The 16,036-nt window shown below is 74.3% G+C and carries 14 protein-coding genes; 6 read left to right on the top strand and 8 right to left on the bottom strand.

Annotation, left to right across the window (positions count from 1 at the left end; translation table 11 throughout):
* Nucleotides 1-47 precede the first annotated feature (47 nt).
* Together OOK41_RS10565 and OOK41_RS10560 are read left to right on the top strand one after the other, a co-directional pair.
* Complete coding sequence (locus OOK41_RS10565) at nucleotides 48-1,130, top strand: MerR family transcriptional regulator (RefSeq protein WP_266267775.1); 1,083 nt, start codon at nucleotides 48-50, stop codon at nucleotides 1,128-1,130.
* A 140-nt stretch (nucleotides 1,131-1,270) separates the two neighbouring features.
* Nucleotides 1,271-2,182: a L,D-transpeptidase gene (locus OOK41_RS10560; protein ID WP_266264247.1), complete on the top strand. Its 912-nt coding sequence runs from the start codon at nucleotides 1,271-1,273 to the stop codon at nucleotides 2,180-2,182.
* A gap of 12 nt (nucleotides 2,183-2,194) precedes the next feature.
* Here OOK41_RS10560 and OOK41_RS10555 read toward each other — a convergent pair whose 3' ends face one another.
* Nucleotides 2,195-2,449 (bottom strand): hypothetical protein, encoded by a 255-nt coding sequence (locus OOK41_RS10555; protein ID WP_117671479.1) that lies wholly within the window; start codon nucleotides 2,447-2,449, stop codon nucleotides 2,195-2,197.
* The gene (locus OOK41_RS10550; protein ID WP_266264246.1) at nucleotides 2,446-2,760 is read right to left on the bottom strand and encodes a DivIVA domain-containing protein; all 315 of its coding nucleotides are present in this window, start codon (nucleotides 2,758-2,760) and stop codon (nucleotides 2,446-2,448) included. Before OOK41_RS10550 ends, OOK41_RS10555 begins: the two co-directional genes overlap by 4 nt.
* Before the next feature lie 362 nt (nucleotides 2,761-3,122).
* Between OOK41_RS10550 and OOK41_RS10545 the strand changes: the two genes are divergently transcribed.
* Together OOK41_RS10545 and OOK41_RS10540 are read left to right on the top strand one after the other, a co-directional pair.
* Nucleotides 3,123-4,001, top strand: a complete 879-nt coding sequence (locus OOK41_RS10545) for a helix-turn-helix transcriptional regulator (RefSeq protein ID WP_207892866.1) — start codon at nucleotides 3,123-3,125, stop codon at nucleotides 3,999-4,001.
* Entirely contained in the window at nucleotides 3,994-4,185 is a 192-nt protein-coding gene (locus OOK41_RS10540) for a DUF397 domain-containing protein (RefSeq protein WP_266264245.1), read from the top strand. The genes OOK41_RS10545 and OOK41_RS10540 overlap by 8 nt, the downstream gene beginning before the upstream one ends.
* A gap of 242 nt (nucleotides 4,186-4,427) precedes the next feature.
* Here the strand turns inward: OOK41_RS10540 and OOK41_RS10535 are convergent, their stop codons facing one another.
* Both OOK41_RS10535 and OOK41_RS10530 read right to left on the bottom strand, forming a co-directional pair.
* Nucleotides 4,428-5,102 carry a uridylate kinase gene (locus OOK41_RS10535; RefSeq protein WP_117671481.1) on the bottom strand — a complete coding sequence of 225 codons (675 nt, stop codon included), beginning with the start codon at nucleotides 5,100-5,102 and terminating at the stop codon, nucleotides 4,428-4,430.
* Nucleotides 5,103-5,501: 399 nt separating this feature from the next.
* A complete protein-coding gene (locus OOK41_RS10530; RefSeq protein WP_266264244.1) occupies nucleotides 5,502-7,592 on the bottom strand; it encodes a prolyl oligopeptidase family protein in 2,091 nt (696 codons plus the stop codon).
* Nucleotides 7,593-7,684: 92 nt separating this feature from the next.
* Here OOK41_RS10530 and OOK41_RS10525 point away from each other — a divergent pair, with 92 nt between their 5' ends.
* Nucleotides 7,685-8,827, top strand: a complete 1,143-nt coding sequence (locus tag OOK41_RS10525) for a site-2 protease family protein (protein ID WP_117671386.1) — start codon at nucleotides 7,685-7,687, stop codon at nucleotides 8,825-8,827.
* Nucleotides 8,828-8,954: 127 nt separating this feature from the next.
* Here OOK41_RS10525 and OOK41_RS10520 read toward each other — a convergent pair whose 3' ends face one another.
* The 4 genes from OOK41_RS10520 to OOK41_RS10505 form a co-directional block, all read right to left on the bottom strand.
* A complete protein-coding gene (locus tag OOK41_RS10520) occupies nucleotides 8,955-10,193 on the bottom strand; it encodes an FAD-binding protein (RefSeq protein ID WP_266267774.1) in 1,239 nt (412 codons plus the stop codon).
* 210 nt (nucleotides 10,194-10,403) lie between these two features.
* On the bottom strand, nucleotides 10,404-11,333 hold the full coding sequence (locus OOK41_RS10515; RefSeq protein WP_266264243.1) for an LLM class F420-dependent oxidoreductase: 930 nt from the start codon (nucleotides 11,331-11,333) through the stop codon (nucleotides 10,404-10,406).
* 85 nt (nucleotides 11,334-11,418) lie between these two features.
* Entirely contained in the window at nucleotides 11,419-12,150 is a 732-nt protein-coding gene (locus OOK41_RS10510; RefSeq protein WP_266264241.1) for a response regulator transcription factor, read from the bottom strand.
* Entirely contained in the window at nucleotides 12,147-14,399 is a 2,253-nt protein-coding gene (locus OOK41_RS10505; RefSeq protein WP_266264239.1) for a sensor histidine kinase, read from the bottom strand. The genes OOK41_RS10510 and OOK41_RS10505 overlap by 4 nt, the downstream gene beginning before the upstream one ends.
* A 430-nt stretch (nucleotides 14,400-14,829) precedes the next feature.
* Between OOK41_RS10505 and OOK41_RS10500 the strand changes: the two genes are divergently transcribed.
* A complete protein-coding gene (locus tag OOK41_RS10500) occupies nucleotides 14,830-16,002 on the top strand; it encodes an acyl-CoA dehydrogenase family protein (protein WP_266264237.1) in 1,173 nt (390 codons plus the stop codon).
* The last annotated feature ends 34 nt before the right edge of the window (nucleotides 16,003-16,036 follow it).

Below are 16,036 nucleotides of genomic sequence, written 5' to 3'. Positions count from 1 at the left end.
ACCCTCGACCTGGTCGAGGGAACAGGATCCTCGGCGTGGAGAGCGAACTGCGCAGCATCGGCGAGCTGGCCCGGGCCAGCGGGCTGACGGTCAGCGCCCTGCGGTTCTACGACCGCTCGGGGGTGCTGGTGCCGACCCTGGTCGACCCGGTCACCGGTTACCGCTGGTACACCGACGACCAGGTGGCCCCGGCCCGGCTGGTGGCCGGGCTGCGCCGGGTCGGGATGCCGCTGGCGGAGATCTCCGCCGCGGTGCGGCACCGCGCCGAGCCGGCCGTGGTGGGCCGGCTGCTCGACGCGCACCTGCGCCGGCTGGAGGACGGCCTCGCCGACGCCCGCCGTGAGCTCTCCCGCGTCCGCGCCCTGATCGACCCCGAGGAGAACCCGATGACCACCCACCTCGTCCTGTCCCGCGCCGCCCTCGCCGCCACGATCGACGCCGTCCGCTTCGCCGTCGGCGCCGACCCCGACCTGCCGGTGCTGTCGGCGGTCCTGTTCGAGGCCGGGGACGACGGCGTACGCCTCGTCGCCACCGACCGGCACCGGCTGGCGGTGTCCCGGGCACCCGGCCGGGTCGACGGCCCCCCGGTGCGGGCGCTCGCCCCGGTGGACCTCGTCGACCGGGTCCGTGCGCTGCTGGACGCCGACGCCGGCAGCGCCGCCGAGGCGGAGCTGCGGCTCGACGGGTCCACCGTCACGGTCTACGTGGCCGGCCGGGAGGTCACCGGCGCCGCGCTGCCGTACGACTTCCCGGACTACCGGCGGCTGCTGCGCGGGCACGTCACGGGCGCTCCGACGTACCGGATCCCGGTGGACGTGCCGGCGCTGCGGGCGGCGCTGGACGGCGCGGCGCCGGCCCTGGTGCGGGAGCACGAGGGGGTGGCCGTGCCGGTGACCGTGCTGGGCCTGGACGACCGGGGCGCGCTGCGGGTCCTCGACGGCGACGCGCTGGCCGGCGACGACCCGGGCGCGGTGCGGGTCGGGGTCAACGGACGGTACCTGCTCGACGCCCTGGACGCGGGCGACCGGGGACAGCTCGTGCTGGAGCTAGACGGGCCGATCGCCCCGCTGGCCGTGCGCCGCCCCGACGACGCCGACGCGTTCTCGATCCTGATGCCGATCCAGCTCTGATACCCCGGACACGTCGCGGCCCACGACGCGATCGCCATCCACGTCGGCGCGAGGCCGGGCTGAGCTGACGGGCGGGCCCCCTCCACACGCGTTCCGGCCAAGAGGGGGCCCCGCCCGACCCGCACCGCTACAGTGCTTATGTGCTGTTTGACCGTTTTCCCTCACGGTGGGCGCTCGGCTGGCTGGCCGCCGCGCTCGGCGTACCGCTGCTGCTCGCCGCGCTGCTCGCCGGCTGGGCCGTGGCCCCCGACCGGGCCCGCCCGGCGCCCCCGCCCGCCGCCGCCCCCACCGGGGACGCCGCGCCCACCGGGACCCCCGCCCCCACCGACGAGCCGGTCCCGGCGGCGGCCCCCGCGCCCGCCACCCTGCCGGTCGTCGACTACGACCCGGCGCCCGCCGGCTTCCCGGCCGACCCCCACCCGCTGGACGCCACCCCGCTCACCGAGGGGCTGCGGCCGAGCCGGAACGTCGCCGCCTACGACGCGCCCGGCGGCCGGCCGCTGGCCTTCCTCGCCCCCACCATCAACGGCGTCAAGCTGACCGTGCCGATCGTCGAGCGCCGGACCGGCTGGACGGCGGTGCTGCTGCCCTCGGCCAACCGGCGGCTCGCCTGGCTGCCGCCCGGCGACGACCGCAGCGTCGTGCCGCTGCGCGACCAGATCGTGGTGGAGCGCCGGCAACACCGGCTCACCTGGTACCGGGACGGCCGGGCGATGAAGTCGTGGCCGGTCAGCCTCGGCATGCCGGGCCAGTCCACCCCGCTCGGCCGCACCTTCGTCCTCGGCCGCACGCCCCCGCCCGAGGCGGTGTACGGCGGCGTGGACGTCTACGCCCTCGGCGCGGTCCCCGACGACCCGGACGCCGTCCCGGCCGGGCTGCGCGGCGCGCACATCGGCGTGCACAGCTGGCACAACGACGACACCCTCGGCGAGGACGTCACCAACGGCTGCATCCGGCTGACCCGCAGCGGCCAGCGCAAACTTCTCGCCGAGGTCCCGCCCGGCACCGGCGTACTGGTGGTCGACGCCCTGCCCACTCCCCCGACCGCCTGACTGAGACCGCGCTCACCGCAGCCTCGGCCGGCGGGAACACTCGCCGTCGTGGTCGGGCCGGAGCAGGCATCGCCGGCCGCCGGGCAGGAGCCGGTCGCAGAAGACCCAGTGGCGTACGTTCTGGTCGTCCTCGGCCGACACGGTGGTGCCGCCCGGTTCGCTCTGCGGCAGAACGTGCGTCCAGTGCGCCACCACCCGGGCGAGCCGCTGGGCGGAGACCAGGTCGTTGGCGACCACCGGCAGATGGATGACGAAGCGTTCGCTCACCGGTCCCACTCCCGCTCGTTGCGGGTGTGCGCCCGCTCGGACCGCAGGTGACACAGCGCGAGCTTGATCCGGCTGACCTCCCGCCGGCTCTGCGAGAGCGCATCGTAGACGGCGGCCAAATCACCGGCAACCCGGTCGAGAAACTCCCCCACCTCCTGCGGATCGAGCCCGCGCCGGCCAACCAGGGTGGGCCGGAACCGCTGCTCGCGCACCTGCCAGGGCAGCAGCGGGCGGTACGCGGCCGAGCGCTGGCCGGCTGGCCCGTGGACCGCCCGCTGGCGACGGCGGACACGCCGGAGGAAGACACGCATGACAGGACCTGCCTCTCGCCGAGATTGACCTGTGGAAGGGCGGGCCCACCGGCCCGCCGCGCACCGGCGGACCCACCCCGGCACCTACCACCGCAGCCTTCGATCAGCGGTACGACAGCAGGGCACACATAGCCACTGAGCAGCAGGAACTTCTCGGTGGCCGCAGAGGCAGTCAAGCACCGGAAAGCACCAGTTGCAACATCGCAATAGCGAATTCCGATGAGTCCCCTATCCCTCAAGGCGCACCCTGTGTAATGTGTCTATCGCTTCTGAGCCATCACCTCGTCTGAATTGGACGGGCGCGTGTTGAGGCCATCTGAGCTGGGAGGACGGCGGTGTCACAATCAGTGACCGGATCGACCATGTTGCGGCGACAGGTCGGGCGCAAGTTCGAGTCGCTTCGCAAGGCGGCAGGGCTGACGATGGAACAGGCCGCCGAGCGACTGGACCGGGCACGTGCGACGCTGCACCGGATCGAGAACGGTGCGGAGCACGTCCGTTTCCGGCAGGCCGACGTGCAGCAGATGCTCGACCTCTACGGCGCTTCCGCCAAGGACAGTGAGTTGCTTCTCGCGATGACGGCGGCCACCCGGGAGAACAAGAACTGGTGGCACGACTACATCGGCTCCGGCCTTCCGCGCTGGTTCCAGCTCTACATCGGACTGGAAGCCGGGGCGTCGAACATTCGGCAGTACGAGGCGGAGCTGGTTCCCGGTCTACTCCAGACCCGCGCCTACGCGGAGCAGGTCTTCCGGATGCCCGGTGGTGCGGTCGACGCAAAAGTTGCGGACGAGCAACAGCGCGCCGTCCAGCTCCGCGTCGAACGGCAGGCACTTCTCACCCGGTTCTCCGCTCCGCAACTCAGCGTGATAATCAACGAGGCAGTATTGCGCCGTCCGGTCGGCAGCGCCACGATCATGGTCGAGCAGCTACAGCAGATCCTGAAGGCCGCAGAGCTACCCAACGTAACCGTGCAGGTGCTGACTTTTTCTGCCGGACTGCACGCCGGGGCGATGGCCGGAGCCTTCTCGATCCTGGAGTTCCCCGAGGACAGCAGCGGCAAGGAGGTGGAACCACCGGTGACGTACCTGGAAGCCGCCACCGGAGCGATCTACCTCGACAAACCGCACGAGACGGCCGCCTACGACACCATCTGGGCCGACATGACGAGCCGCGCTCTCAACGAGTCCCGATCCAAGAGCCTGATCCAGCAAGTCGCAGAGGAGTACTCCCGTGCCTGACCTGACCGGTGCCGTCTGGCGCAAGTCGACCCGCAGCAACAACGGCGGCAACTGCGTCGAAGTCGCCGACAACATCCCCGGCATCGTCGGCCTACGCGACAGCAAGGACCCGACGGGCCCAGTGCTGACCTTCGCCTCGAACGCCTGGGGCACCTTCATCCAAGGCGTCAAGGCGAGCCGCTGACCGCCGGTCGCGCCCCCCCTGCGAAGCAGTTCGGAGGCGGCGCGCCGGTGTTCCCGGACCGATTCGCGTCCCTCGCTGACACCCGAGTGCTCATAGCCCACTTCGTTGTGTCGTACTCCGCTTGATGCGGGACTTCAGTTGATGGGTTACACGGGCCTTGAGCATGCCGGATACGGACCGTGACGCCAACTGTCCACGACGGCTGGTGTGCCAGGCGTCCGCTTCTGTCGAATTGAGTGCGGTCAGTGTGTTTGGGTTGCCCAGACCGGCTGCTGGGGCTCGTCGTTGTGCACGATGATGTCGACGTGATCGGTCGGACGGACCATAGCAAGGTAGAGCTGTTGGGAGGGGATGTAACGCTCGCGCCAGCGCCGTTCGACTTCGGCCCGAGATGACACCCGGCGCTCTCGGATCACGGCACGATCCACGGTCTTTTCGAGCGCGGTCGACACGAAGATGCGCAGGTCCCACCGGTCAATCAGTTCCGGGCGCATGAGGAAGACGCCGTCGAAGACCAGCACGGCGTCGGCGGGGACCGTCGTGACCGGTGGGGACAGCGCGGTATCCGCTGTGCGGTCGTAGACCGCGTGTTGGAAGCGTCGATCCCCGCCGGGGCCGAGCGGATCGAGCAGAACCCGGTTCAGGGCGTCGTAGTCGTGGGTGTCGAAGTAGCAGCCTTCGGCCGAGTACTCGCCGCGCGGGTAGCGCTGTGCTCGGGGGAAGAGGAAATCGTCGATCGTCGCGCGGATGACGTCGCGGCCCTGTGTGCGCAAGACGACGGCCAACTCGTCGGCGAGCGTGGTCTTACCTGCGGCGGGCGGTCCGTCGATGGCAACCCGCGTCGGGTGTGCGACTGTGACGGACCCGACTGCCTCAACCAGGCGGCCGAGCAACTCGTCGCGGGTGCCTTGGTCCATGTCCTGCCCCGTCCTACCCGCTCGGCCGACACCCGCGGGAAACCCGATGATCGTTTCCTGGACCTGCGTTCCTTCTGGAAGTCTGCGCCGAACCGCGCTCAGTTGATCCTCAGCCATGACCGAACCATTATCAGCCGTCTCGCGTCGACCGGCATACACGGATCAGAGGGGCAGCAGGGACGCGGTCCGGACGACATCCTCATCTGCCGCTGACTGCGCGTCTTGACCGGCGTCGAGAATCGCATGGCCCAGCGATCGGCGGCACGCCAGTTACGCACCGTGACAGCCGAGCCCGGTTAGAGCCGGCCCGAGATCACACCGTCCGCGAGGACACCCTGACCGTCGCTGTGACGACAAATCGGCAGGCGTGACGAGCGCCGCTGTCACCCCGGCTCTTCGTCACACCGCCGCCTCCCGCTCCGACGCACCGATGGATGACCGCTGGTGCGGCACGGTCGGGAGCGCCTCCCCGCTCAGGTTGCGCCACAGGAACTCCAGCGTCAGCGCCCAGACGAAGGCGCGTTGCGCGTTGTTCGCCGCCGCGCCGTGTCCGCCCTCGACGTTCTCGTAGTACGCCACGTCGTGGCCGTGTTCGCGCAGCCGGGCCGCCATCTTGCGGGCGTGCCCGGGATGCACCCGGTCGTCCCGGGTCGAGGTGACGAACAGGGCCGGCGGGTACGGCTGGTCGCCGCTGACGTTGTGGTAGGGCGAGTACCGGCGCAGGTAGGCCCAGTCGGCCGGCTCGTCCGGGTCGCCGTACTCGGCCATCCACGAGGCGCCGGCCAGCAGCCGGTGGTAGCGCCGCATGTCCAGCAGCGGCACGTGCGCGACGACCGCGCCGAACAGCGCCGGGTAGCGGGTCAGCATCACCCCCGCCAGCAGCCCGCCGTTGCTGCCGCCCTCGATGCCGAGCCACGCCGGCGTGGTGATCCCCCGGGCGACCAGGTCGGTCGCCACCGCCGCGAAGTCCTCGTACGCCCGGGGTCGGTCCTCCCGGAGCGCGGCCCGGTGCCACCCGGGGCCGTACTCGCCGCCGCCCCGGATGTTCGCCACCACGTAGCTGCCGCCCCGGGCCAGCCACCCCCGGCCGATGATGCCGCTGTGGTGCGGGGTCAGGGAGACCTCGAAGCCGCCGTACCCGGTGAGCAGGGTCGGTCCGCCGGCCGCGTCCGGGTCGCCCACCACGAAGTACGGCACCCGCGTCCCGTCGGCCGAGGTGGCGAAGAACTGCCGTTCCGCCAGGCCCTCGCCGGCGAAGAACGCCGGTGCCCGCTTGAGCGTCTCGACCGTGCCGCCGACCCGGCCGAGCCGCAGGGTCGCCGGTTCCCGGAACCCCTCGGACGCGAGCAGGTAGTCGTCGCCGGTGTCGGGGTCGGTCTCCACCAGCCGGCTGTGGCCGGACTCCGGTACGCCCGGCAGCGGCTCCCGCCGCCAACCCGTCGCGTCGGGGGTCAGCACCTCCAGCCGGCTCCGCACGTCCGCGAGGATGGCCAGGATGAGATGGTTGCGGGTCCACGCGTGCCCGCCCAGCGCGGTGCGGTCGTCCGGCGTGAACAGCACCGCCAGGTCCCGCCCACCGGCGAGGAACGCGTCGAACCGGGCCGCCAGCAACGCACCCGCCGGATGGGTGACGCCCTCGACCGTCCACGGCGAGCGCAGCCCGATCACCAGCCACTCCCGGTGCACGTCCCACCGGGCGTCGTCCGGCACGTCGATCCGCAGCCGCTCACCCTCCCGCGTCAGCAGGTAGCTCTCCCTGCGGTAGAAGTCCAGGTCCCGGACCAGGAAGGTACGCTCGAACCCGGGCGTGCAGTCGTACGAGGCGTGGGCGGCGACGTCGTCCGCCTGCCCCTCGAAGACGACCTCGGCCGCCGACAGCGGCGTGCCCCGCCGCCAGCGCCTGGCCACCCGGGGATGGCCGGAGATGGTCAGCGACCCGGGCCCGAAGTCGGTGGCCACGTAGATGTGGTCGGCGTCGATCCAGCAGACCGTGCTCTTGGCCTCGGCAAGCGTGAAGCCGTCCTCGACGAAGGTGCGGCCGACCAGGTCGAACTCGCGCACCACGACCGCGTCGGAGCCGCCTCGGGACAGGCTGACCAGGCAGCGCTCGTACCCGGGGCGCAGCACCGTCGCACCGTCCCAGACCCAGTTCTCGCCCTCCTCGGCAGCCAACGCGTCGAGGTCGAGCAGCACGTCCCACTCGGGCTCGGGCCGGCGGTACTGGTCGAGGGTGGTCCGCCGCCACCTCCCCCGCGGATGCGACGCGTCGGTCCGGAAGTCGTAGTAGAAGTGGTCCCCGCACCACCCCGGGTAGGGGATGCGCTCGTCCGAGTCGAGCACCTGCCGGATCTCGCCCCGCAGGGCGGCGAACCGCCCGCCCCCGGTCAGCGCGGCCAGGGTCTCCGCGTTGCGGTCCCGCACCCATTCGGCCGCGCCCGGCCCGTCCAGGTCTTCCAACCACAGGTACGGGTCGTCGCCCTCGTCCGTCATCCTCGCCACCTTCGCCACTATCCCCCACCCGTCAACTCAACTGTGACCGTCTGCCTGGCATGGCCCTGAACTGGCGGGGTATGACCGGAAACATGAGGGCTAGCTTCCGGATCGGCCGGATCGCGGGCGTGCCGGTCGGGGTCAACTGGAGCGTCCTGGTCATCTTCCTGTTGATCGCCTGGCTGCTGTCGGCCAGCCAGTTCCCCCGGTCGTACCCCGACCGGCCGACCTGGGCGTACGTGCTGGCCGGGCTGAGCGCCGCGGTGGTCTTCTTCCTCGGGCTGCTGGCCCACGAGGTCGCGCACGCGGTGGTGGCCAAGCGCAACGGCATCGAGGTCGAGGGGATCACCCTGTGGCTCTTCGGGGGCGTCTCCGAGCTGCGCGGGGAGGCCCGCGACCCCGGGGCGGAGCTGCGCATCGCCGGGATCGGGCCGCTGGTCAGCCTGATCATCGGTGTCTTCTTCGGCGGCGTGGCGGCGCTGCTCGCCCTGGCGGGGGTGCACGGGCTGCTGCTCGGCGCGCTGGCCTGGCTGGCCGGCATCAACGTCCTGCTGGCGATCTTCAATGTGCTGCCGGCCGCCCCGCTGGACGGGGGGCGGCTGCTGCGCGCGGCCGTGTGGAAGGCCACCGGCGACCGGACGAGGGCGTCCGTGGTGGCGGCGCGGGCGGGCTGGATCCTCGGTGTGCTGCTGATCGGGCTGGGCCTGTGGCAGTTCCTGCGCGGCGCCGGGGTCGGCGGGCTCTGGCTGGCACTGATCGGCTGGTTCCTGATCGGGGCCGCCGGGATCGAGGAGCGGCAGGCCCGGATGGGCAGCGCGCTGCGCGGGGTGCGGGTGGCGGACGTGATGACCCCCCAACCGCAGACCGCGTCGGCCGAGATGACCGTGGCCGACTTCGTCGACCACTACCTCTTCGCGTACCGGCACTCGGCGCTGCCGCTGACCGAGGACGGCCGGCCGGTCGGCCTGGTCACCCTCGACCGGGTACGCGGCGTGGCGGCCGACCGGCGGGCCGCGACCACGCTGGCCGAGGTGGCCTGCCGGGCCGACCAGCTCGTGCTGGCCTCCCCGGACGAGCAGCTCACCGACCTGCTCCCCCGGCTCAGCGAGTGCGCCGACGGCCGGGCGCTGGTGGTGACCGAGCAGCGGCTGGTCGGCATCGTCTCGCCCAGCGACATCAGCCGGGCGGCGCAGCGCGGCAGCCTCCGGGACCAGGTGGCCGCCGGCCGGCGCTGAACCGGCCGGCGGCCCTCTTGATCGTCTGCTGTTCGCGGACACCCGCTCCGGCGTGTCGTCTCACTCCGGCGCAGCCGATCAAGGGAAGCCGGGGCGGTGGGAGTGGTGGGAGTGGGGATCCGGCCGGTCAGCGGGGGAAGTGGCGGTCCAGCAGGGCTGTGCGGAACTTGCCTGCCGGGTCCAGGGTGCGCAGCAGGGCCAGGAAGTCGGCGTGCCGGGGGTACGCCGCGGCGACCGCCGCCGGGTCGAGCGTGAACACCTTCCCCCAGTGCGGCCGGGGCGCGAACGGGGCCAGTCGCGCCTCCACCTCGGCCAGCACCGGGGCCACCGCGTCGGCGTCGGCGGTCCAGGTGAAGTGCACGGCGACGCTGTCCCGCCGGTACTGCGGGCTCAGCCACAGCTCGTCGGCGGCGACCGTGCGCAGCTCGCAGACCTGGAGCACGGCGGCGATCCGGTCCGCCACCGGGTCGAGAGCGGCCAGCGCGTCGGCCGCCGCCGCCCGGGGCAGGTGGTACTCCGACTGGAGTTCGTCGCCGCTGCTCGGGGTGAAGCCGAGCCGGAAGTGCGGCAGCCGCTCGTGCCACGGGCCGGGCTCGCCGAGCTGGGCGGTGCAGCTCTCCGCCGGCATGCCGGGCACCGGGTGCACCGGCCCGGCCGCCGTCGTGGTGCCCAGCCAGCCGGCCTCCGGTGGCGGGGCGTCAACGAGCTGCTTGCGCCACACCTGCCCGATCCGGCCGCCGCGCCAGTCGGTGAAGAGGCTGACGCTGTACGCCGAGACGAACGCCTCGTCCAGGGCCGCGCGGGGCAGGCCGAGCCGGACGTACTGCCGCACCTCGAAGGCGGGCACCAGGTCCAGGGTGACCCGGGTGACCACGCCCAGCGCGCCGAGGGCGACCACCATCCCGGCGAACCGGTCGCCGTCGGCGTCCCGGCGCACGGTCAGCAGGTCGCCGTCGGCGGTGACCAGTTCCAGGGCGGCCACGGCGGTGGCCAGGTTGCCGATCCCGACGCCCGAGCCGTGGGTGGCGGTGGCCACCGCGCCGGCCACCGAGATGTGCGGCAGCGACGCCATCGTCGGCAGGGCGTACCCGGCGGCGTGCAGCCGGATGGCCAGATCGCCGTAGCGCACGGCGGCGGCCACCGTGACCGTGCGGCGCTCCCGGTCCACCTCGACGGTGGGCGGCAGGCCGGCCAGCGACACCAGGTCGCCGGTGGTGTCGCCGAACCGGTTGAACGAGTGCCCGGTGCCGACCGCCCGGACCCGGTCGCCGGCGGCGACGAGCCGGCGCAGTTCGGTTACCGTGGACGGTCGGTGCCGCCGGGCGGCGGCGTACCGGACGTTGCCGGCCCAGTTGTGCCCCGGCACGCCCGGTGCCCGGTCGGCGGGCCCCGCCCCGCGCGCGCCGACGCCCGGCCGCGGCCCCCGGTCCCCTGCGTCCACGTCGTGCTCCCGTCGCTCGGCGCCGTCGGCCGACGACCCGGGGCGGCACCGGCCGGCCGGGCGCCCGGGCGTCGTCGGGGAACCCTACGCCGATGAGCGGCTGTCCCGATCCCGCCCCGCGCGGCGACGGGGTCGTCAGAGCTGCGGCATGACCTCGGCGGCGACCAGCTCGACCTGGTCCAGGTCGGCCAAGTCGAGGACCTGGAGGTAGATCCGCTCGCTGCCGATCTCCGCGTACCGGCCGATCTTGTCGACGATCTCGGCCGGGGTGCCGGCGAGCCCGTTCTCCCGCAGCTCCGCCGGCTCCCGGCCGATCGCCTCGGCACGCCGCCGCACCTGCGCCTCGTCCCTCCCGCAGCACAGCACCAGCGCGTTCGACCAGCGCATCCCGGCCGGGTCCCGGCCGAGTTCGGCGCAGGCCGCCCGGACCCGGTCGAACTGGGCCACCGAGTCGGCGACGGAGACGAACGGCAGGTTGAACTCGTCGGCGTAGCGGGCCGCGAGGCGGGGCGTGCGCTTCGGCCCCTTGCCGCCGAGCAGGACCGGCGGGTGCGGCTGCTGCACCGGCTTGGGCAGGGCCGGCGAGCCGGTCACCGGGTAGTGCCGGCCGGCGAAGTCGAACGTCTCGCCGGCCGGCGTCCCCCAGAGCCCGGTGATGACGGCGAGCTGCTCCTCCAGCCGGTCGAACCGCTCGGCCACCGAGGGGAAGGGGATGCCGTACGCGGTGTGCTCGTCGGCGAACCAGCCGGCGCCGATGCCCAGCTCCACCCGGCCGCCGCTCATCTGGTCGACCTGGGCGACGGTGATCGCCAGCGGGCCGGGCAGCCGGAACGTGGCCGCCGTCATCAGGGTGCCGAGCCGGATCCGGGAGGTCTCCCGGGCCAGGCCGGCCAGGGTGGTCCAGGCGTCCGTCGGGCCCGGTTCGCCGCTCACCGCACCCATCTTCAGGTAGTGGTCGGAGCGGAAGAACGCGTCGTAGCCGGCCTCCTCGGCGCAGCGGGCCACGGCGAGCAGTTGGTCGTAGCTGGCGCCCTGCTGGGGTTCGGTGAAGATCCGCAGTTCCATGCCCCGAGCATAGGGAGCCCGTCGGGCCCCCGCCGCGAAAGGACGGCCCAGGGGACGCCGCCCCGGCCGGGTCGGCGCGTACCGGTCAGGGTTGGCCGAGACCGGCCTCGCGGGCCCGCTGGATCGCCTGGCTGCGGTCGGCGACCTGGAGCTTGCCGAGCACGTTGGACAGATGGTTGCGGACGGTCTTCGGGCTCAACGTCAGCCGGCGGGCGATGACCACGTTGCTCAGCCCCTGCGCGACCAGGTCCAGCACCTCGCGCTCCCGGTCGGTCAGCTCGGGGAACGGCGCCGGCCCGCCGGCCCGCCCGCCGGCCAGGAAGCCGATCGCCCGGCTGGCGATCACCGGGCCGAGCAGCACCTCGCCGTTGGCGACCGCGCGGACGGCCCGCTCCACCTCGCCCGGCGCGGCGCCCTTGAGCAGGTAGCCCCGCGCCCCGGCGCGCAGCGCGGCGAACACCGAGTCGTCGTCGTCCAGCATCGTCACCACCAGCACCCCGGTCCCCGGGTGCCGGGCGACGATCTCCCGGGTGGCCTCCACGCCGGACCGCCCGCCGAGGTGCAGGTCCATGATGATCACCTCGGGCCGGGTCAGGTCGGCGACCCGGACCGCCTCGTCGGCATCGGCGGCCTCGCCGACGACCTCCAGCCCCGGCGTGGACGCCAGCAGCGCCGTCATGCCGAGCCGGAACACGGGATGGTCGTCGACCACCGCCAGCCGGATCACCGCCGCGCCACCGTCCACCGCACCGTCACCCGCCATCGCCGCACCACCAGGGTTCGTCGCGCCACCGTCCACCGCACCGTCACCGGTCACCGCCGCACCACCAGGGTTCGTCCCGTCCGCGTCCCCGGCACCGTACCGGCCTGCGCCGGCCCGCCCGGCGCCTGCCGCTGGTCCGCCGACGATCCGACCGGGTCGGGGCCGGCGTCCGCCGGCTCCGGTCCGGGGTCGACCGGAGCCCACCCGCGCGGGGTGGGGACGGCCGGCGGCCGGTCCCCCTCGACCGGCGGCAGCCGGTCGGCGGGCACCCGGACGACGACCTCGGTGCCGCCGTCGGGCCCCGGGCCGATCACGCACGCCCCGCCGATGCCCTCGGCCCGCTCCCGCATGGAGAGCATGCCGACCCCGGCCGGCGTGCCGACCTCGACGCCCCGGCCCGGGTCGGTCACCCGGACCGTGAGCCCGCCCGAGTCCCGCTCGACCGCCACCCGGCAGGTCGGTGCGCCGGAGTGCCGCAGGGCGTTGCGGACCGCCTCGGAGACGATGCCGTACACCGCGGTGGCGACCGGCTCGGGCAGCGGCAGCGGCGTCGCCTCGACCTGCACGGTCAGCCCCGAGCCGTCGTACCGTTGGGCCAGCTCGTGCAGCGCGGGGACCAGGCCGCGCTCGCCGAGGACCGGCGGCAGCAGCCCGCGGGCCAGGTCGCGGACCTGCTCGACCCGCTGGTCCGTCTCGTCGCGCAGCCGGTCCAGCAGCCGTCCGGCCGCGCCCGGGTCGGTGCCGAGCAGGTTGCGGGCCGCCTGGAGGCCGAGCGCCACCCCGGCCAGGGCGGGCCCGAGCCCGTCGTGCAGGTCCCGGCGCAGCTTGCGGCGTTCCGAGTCGCGGGCCTCGGCCAGCCGGGCCCGGGAGGCGACCAACGCCCGGCTGGTCGCGGCCAGGCTGGCCGCCGAGGAGACCACCGGCACCATATCGACCAGCGCCGAACGGGTACGCCCGTCCAGCCGCTCGCCGGCCCGGGCCCACGCGGTGAGCCGCCCCACCTCCCGCTCGCCCCGGCGCAGCGGCAGCACCAGCGGCTCCCCCACCGGCCCGGCGGACGCGCAGTGGGCGGTGCACGGGTCCGGGCCGTCCACCTCGATGCCGCAGGCGCCCAACCGCAGCGACTCGGTGAGGCTCCGCGCCACCCCGGTCAGCACGTCGGTCGGGTCCTCGCTCGCGCTGATCCGGTCGCCGACGCCCCGGACCACGCCGAGCGGTTCCGCCGCCGCGCCGTGGATCAGCCGGTCCACCCGTCGCTGCACCCACCACCGTCCGGGCTGCACGGCCGCCGCGACCAGGGCGGTCACCAGCACCCCGGGGACCGCCTGGCTGGCCGGGAGCAGGGCGTCCAACGTGGTCACCCCGACGACGTACGCGGCGACCAGCAGGAAGGTCAGCAGAAACCAGACCAGCGTGCGGCGGACCGCGATCTCGATCCCCCACAGCCGCTGCCGCAGCACCACGGCCAGCACGGCGGCCGGGAAGAACGCCTGCGCGGCCAGCATGGCGGTCGGCGGCAGCGACTCCGGCACCAGGCCCGCCCAGTCGGCGGGCAGCGCCATCGGGGCGAAGCTCACCGCTAGCAGCGCCGTGCCGACCGCGAGCCAGCCCAGGCCGACCCGCTCGACGGCCGGCGAGACCCGGCGCCGCCACAGCAGCCCGGCGGCGGCGACCAGCCCGAGCAGCGGCACCAGGGCGGTGAGCACGGGCTGCACCCGGGCGACGAACTCGGCCCAGTCCGCGCTGCGGATCGCCAGCGGCGCGCCGGAGGGGGCACCACCCAGCCCGGGAAAGGTCAACTGGAACAGCTCGGTCGCGGCGACCACCACGGCGCCGGCCGTCACCGCCACCCGGGGGCCCAGCGTGAGCCGGCTCTCCCGGACCAGCCAGGGCAGCACCACGATCAGCGACAGCATTCCCGGCACCCAGCCCCAGTGCCGGGCCGAGGTCAGCAGCGTGACCTCGGGCAGCCCGGGACGCACCCGGAGCAGGTCGAGGTACTGGGCGCCCAGGGCGGCGATCCCCCCGCCGACCCCGGTGACCGCCAGCAGCCAGGCCACCGGGTGACCGCGGCGCAGCAGGATCAGCCAGCCGGTCGCGCCGTACACCGCGCAGTCGGTGTAGTCGACGAGGAAGTAGAGCTGGGACAGCCCCCAGGGGCGGTGGGCGAGGGCCCAGCAGAGCGTCGTGGCGGCGAGCAGCAGCACGCAGCTGACCAGCACCGTCCAGGCGGCGACCGGGTGGCGGGGGTCGTCACCGGCGTTCGGGGCGGTCGGCGCGCGCGGCACCGGGTCGACCAGCATGGCGTGATCCTGTCAGTCGGGACGTCGGTTGCCGAGACCCCGGCGCCACGCAGCGGGTGTCGGTCCGGCGACAGTCGCCCGGAGCCCGGCCGGGACGGGGGCGAGGAACGGCAACGGGTGGGCGGGGCCGGACACGGGCGCCTCCCGGGCGGGGACGTGGTCGTCGGTGGGGCCGGCGGGTCGTGGTACGGGCGACACCGCCGGTCCCCCCGAGCATGCCGGTCCCGGCGTCCCGGCCGCCTGGTGCGCGCCGTCCCGGCCACCCGGGAACTTCCGCCGGGCAGGAGTGCCCGGCAGGCCGGTACTGCCGTCCCTTCCCGCCGGGACGTCGGGTCGTCCAACGTCTGCACCGCGGGCGCCGCAGGCTGGCGCCGCGAGTCCGACGGCGCCGGGGCGGCGCCGCGACGCCCGGGGCGAGCAGGAGGCAACCATGGACGAGCAGGACCGGATCCGGCTGACAGGCGCGGTACGGAAGCTGGTGCCGGAGCTGAGCCGGCGGGCGGAGGACATCGAGGCGAGCCGGGAACTGCCCGCCGACCTGCTCGACGGGCTCCGCGCCGCGGGCTGCTTCCGGATGTTCGTGCCGCGCAGCCACGGCGGGTACGAGGCGGACCCGCACACCGGGCTGGCGGTGCTGGAGGCGCTGGCCCGCGCCGACGGCTCCACCGGCTGGACGGTGATGATCGGCGCGGAGACGCCACACCTGCTGGCACTGCTCCCCCGGGACCGGTTCGACAAGCTCTACGCGGCGGGCCCGGACGTCGTGGTGGCCGGCGGTTTCGCCCCGCAGGGCCGGGCCGAGCTGGCCGACGGCGGGTTCCAGGTCACCGGGCGGTGGGGGTTCGCCAGCGGTTCCCGACACGCCGACTGGATCTTCGGCAACTGCGTGCTCACCGGGGACGGCCAGCCGCTGCCCGGCCCGGGCGGCCAGCCCGTGGAGGTCCGCTCGATGCTGCTGCCCGCCGGCGCGGTGCGGGTGCAGGACACCTGGCACACGCTGGGGCTGCGCGGCACCGGCAGCCACGACGTGCTGATCGAGTCGGTGTTCTGCCCGGCGGAGCAGAGCTTCGACCTGTTCACCGGGGTCCCGTGCGTGCCGGGGCCGGGGTTCGTCGCGCCGCTGGCGCAGTTCGTCCTGCACCTGGGCGCGGTGGCCGTCGGGATCGCCCAGGGCGCCCTGGACGACACGGTGGCGCTGCTCGACGGCGGCCGGCAGCGGCTGTACGCGCGGCAGTCGCTGGCCGACTCGCCGGCCTTCCGGGTGCAGCTCGGCCGGGCCGACCTGAACGTCCGGGCGGCCCGGGCGCTGGTGCGGTCGCTGGCCGACGACCTGTACCGGGCGGCCTGCGCGGAGGACCCGGCCGCGGTCGAGGCGCTGCGCCCGCAGGTCTCCGCCAGCCTGCCCTGGGTGACCGAGGTCGCCACCGCCGCCGTGGACGTCTGCTACCGGGCGGGCGGGGGCGGCGCGGCCCGCGACTCCTCCCCGGTGCAGCGCCGCTTCCGGGACATCCACACCTTCGCCCAGCACGCGGCGGCGGCGGAGGGCTGGCTGGGCAACAACGGCGCCCACCTGCTCGGCCGCCCGGTGGAGCTGGCCTACTAGCGCGGACCAGGCGCCGGCGGAGGGGCCGGCGTCG

The sequence above is a fragment of the Micromonospora sp. NBC_01655 genome (assembly GCF_026339755.1).
In the GTDB taxonomy this organism is placed as follows: domain Bacteria; phylum Actinomycetota; class Actinomycetes; order Mycobacteriales; family Micromonosporaceae; genus Micromonospora.
This window is presented reverse-complemented; position numbering and strand designations above follow the sequence as displayed.